The organism is Nostoc sp. (genome assembly GCF_054880495.1).
This window is the reverse complement of the sequence record NZ_JBTYKD010000153.1, coordinates 1-3,269: the sequence shown is the minus strand read 5'-3', so window position 1 is coordinate 3,269 and position 3,269 is coordinate 1. Positions and strand designations below refer to the sequence as shown.

Annotated in this window: 3 protein-coding genes; all 3 read right to left on the bottom strand. The window is 35.0% G+C overall.

Annotation, left to right across the window (positions count from 1 at the left end):
- The coding region (locus tag ACYTXL_RS15640; RefSeq protein WP_461925534.1) for a hypothetical protein at window positions 1-1,719 on the bottom strand (1,719 nt) is incomplete at its 3' end.
- Window positions 1,720-1,753: 34 nt separating this feature from the next.
- Window positions 1,754-2,524 (bottom strand): class I SAM-dependent methyltransferase, encoded by a 771-nt coding sequence (locus ACYTXL_RS15635; protein ID WP_461925533.1) that lies wholly within the window; start codon window positions 2,522-2,524, stop codon window positions 1,754-1,756.
- Window positions 2,525-2,543: 19 nt separating this feature from the next.
- Window positions 2,544-3,269: glycosyltransferase (locus ACYTXL_RS15630; protein ID WP_461925532.1), on the bottom strand; the 726-nt coding region annotated here is incomplete at its 5' end.

Below are 3,269 nucleotides of genomic sequence, written 5' to 3'. Positions count from 1 at the left end.
AGCAAACTGTTGAGCAGCCTGAGATATTACAACAAAAGCGATTAATAAACTTATCTGCACTGGTCTAGTTAAAGATAGATGAGGCTGGAAAAACTGGTAAATATAATAAAGTCCAGGAATCATTAGTAGAAATAAATACCAACGTGGTGGAAACATCATTTGCCCTGCAAGTGAGTAGCTGTCATAATCACTTGTTAGATACATTGCACTCAAAGTTGACAGAACTATCATCCATACAATCAGGCTTCTGAACAGGAGAAACTCCTGACGTCCTGGTTTACTTGATAGGTAAATACTAGTGATAATAAGCAAAGGAATACCTATCATATTCAAGGCAACAAAAGCAGATATGGATACTATTTGCCAAACCCATTTTAAAACTGTCAAGTTAGGAATTAAACGGCTTAGTAAGTGATAAATATTTGGAGAAAATGGCCAAGCATTAATCCAGTTAGTCGATTCTTCAGGGTTAGTTAAATTATTAAAGCCTAATTTTATACTCGCACTATTAGCCAAATAGTATGATGATTTCATCTCCAAACAAATTAGTAAACCTAAAACAATAGCAAGACCAGCAGCAACAAGGTATGCCTTTTGCTTAGTACGTTTCCAGCCATAGGCTGTTAATAACAAAAAACCTGGCAGCATTGGCAAAAAGACATGAATCCGAAAACGGCTTATTGCCACAATCATGATTGCCGTAATGATCAGAATTACACCTACTGGTTGTTTTTGATAACAACGAACAGAAATGTGTAAAACTCCGAGAAGAATTCCATAAGCGACTAACATCCCACTATACATTTGTGGGCTAAATATGCTAAGTGTTTCTATTCCACTAGAAACATGGGGAAACAAAGTAAAGTAAAATAAGCCAATATCGTTTTTTACCAAGGGCGGATATGGGATAGCTGTAACATACATTGTTGCTGTTGCCAGATATCCGGCTATCCTACTATTAGTCAAAGTTTTGACGATGCTGTACAGTACCAAACACATCCCAATTTCGATAATGATGTAATGATAAACAATTTGTACCCTCTGCATATCAGTCTGACTTGTGAAACGTGAGAGCAACATGGTTGTCAGATGGGGAAACATGTGATATGCGGTTTCAGGTGTTCCTGCTCTGCTAGGTTGCTGTAGATCTGGTACGTGTCTAGCCAATTCGTAGGCTTTACTTGTAAAGTAATGACAATCAAAGCACACTGTTGATTTATAAGTGTTAGTTGTAGGGTTATATTGCCAGGGTATTTGGTAGGGAATATTAACTACTAAGCTTACTGCAATTAATAAAGTGAGTACCCAATCAAACTGCCGCCATCTAAGGGGATTAATCTGAATATTCAAGCGAAAATTTTTACGGATTGAGTAAATAATCAGCCCTATAAAGACTGTAATTTCCCCTATATAAAATAATATATCAAGATGGAATACAGCTAAAACAAAATAAATTAAAGTTGTCAGTGTATAGCTGGCGATCGCACTGAATGTGAAACGAACTATAGGCTCTTGCACTTGTCGCTTTAACAACAAATAAAACAAAGCACCCAAAGGCGTCCAAAGTAAAATTATTCCTACACAAAAACGCAGTAACTCAACGACATTCCATTGAGTTGCCCCTAAGTAATATATCAGAGCAAACAAAGTAATAGTAGCTAAAATTAGAGTAATAAAGCTTGATTTTTTTTGAGTTATCTTTTCTGATATTTCAGGCATCTTTTTATTTTCTCCTTAAAAATCTGCTTATTAATTACTTGTGAAGGCAAACGGTATAACCAAGTGGATCATCTTTAGAACCTAAGCTTAAAGCTAAGGAAAGATGTCCGACGACAATACACAAAATTAAAAATGGAAAAATAACTATGTTTAATAAAATTTTTAAACCCCATAAAATAATTATTTTTGGGGGTAATAAACCTCTAAAATAGGCAACGATAATCTTAGAGACGATTACGGTAATATCTGTCCCTCTAGATATGACTTTAATTGATGAAAAATCTTGAAATAGAATCGTGAGTGCGGAGGGTGTAAATCTATAATAGTCATAAGGAATATAGTGATATCTCGCTGACCAAGGTACTGTAACTATACCTAACCCTCCTACTTTCAAAACTCGATAAACGTCAGCAATAAATTTTTCTGGTTCTTTTACATGTTCAAGAACTTCTGTACAGATGAAACAATCCATTGAACTATCAGCTAACGGAATATGTTGACCATCAAAGTGGATGATTTGAGAATTGTCATAGTAAAAATTTTTAGCCGCATCTTCAATATCCAGTCCGTAATATTGAGTTTCCTGACTATTCAGAAGATGCTTGTAGGGACTTTGCCCACAACCAATATCGACTACTTTACCTTGCATTTTAGGCATAAATTCTTGCAAGTGCCGATACACAGTCTTTGTCTCAAAATCTAAAACTAGTCTCGCTTGAAATTTTAACTTATTGATAAAACTATCAGGGGGTGTATTACTAAGTGGTTTAAACCCTTCTTGCCTCTGAACCTTTTTATCATACATAATTCAGTCCTCAATTGACTTAAGTTTTAAAACTATCATAAGCGGATCTAATTTCTCCATTCTTAATAATAGTGCGACGAATAAAATGGGGTCTCTGCTTAACTTCCTCAAATATCTTGGCAATATACTCAGCAACAATACCAAGACCAAATAGATTCACTGAGCCAAAAAATAAGATAGTAAGCAAAACAGTAGTTATGCCTTTAGGAGCCGAACTAGGAAACAGAATTCGGATAATAATTTGCATAATTGCTAACAATAGTGTAATGAGCAATAATACCGTTCCTAGAAAACTGAGAATAGTTAAAGGAGTATAGCTAAAAGACAAAATTCCTTTCTTAGCCCAAGCAATATTTTTTGCTAAATTATTAGTAGTTACACCAAACATTCTTTCTGGTCTTACATAATCTATACCAATCTGTTTAAAGCCTACAAATGCCCTAACTCCCCGAAGGAATAAATCTCGTTCAGGAAACTGTAAAATCGCCTGAACAACTTTTTTGTCCATCAAAGAAAAATCTCCTGCATCATGAGGAATTGAAAGATATGAAAAATAATCAAAAATTCTGTAGAAACCTTTATAGGCAAGTTGCATAAAAAGAGGAGCTTTGCGTTTCTTACGACGACCATACACGACATCATATCCTTCACGCCATTTTTCAACAAACTGTTCAATTAATTCTGGTAAATCTTGAAGATCGCCATCAAGTAAAACACAGGCATTTTTAGTCGCTATTTCCATACC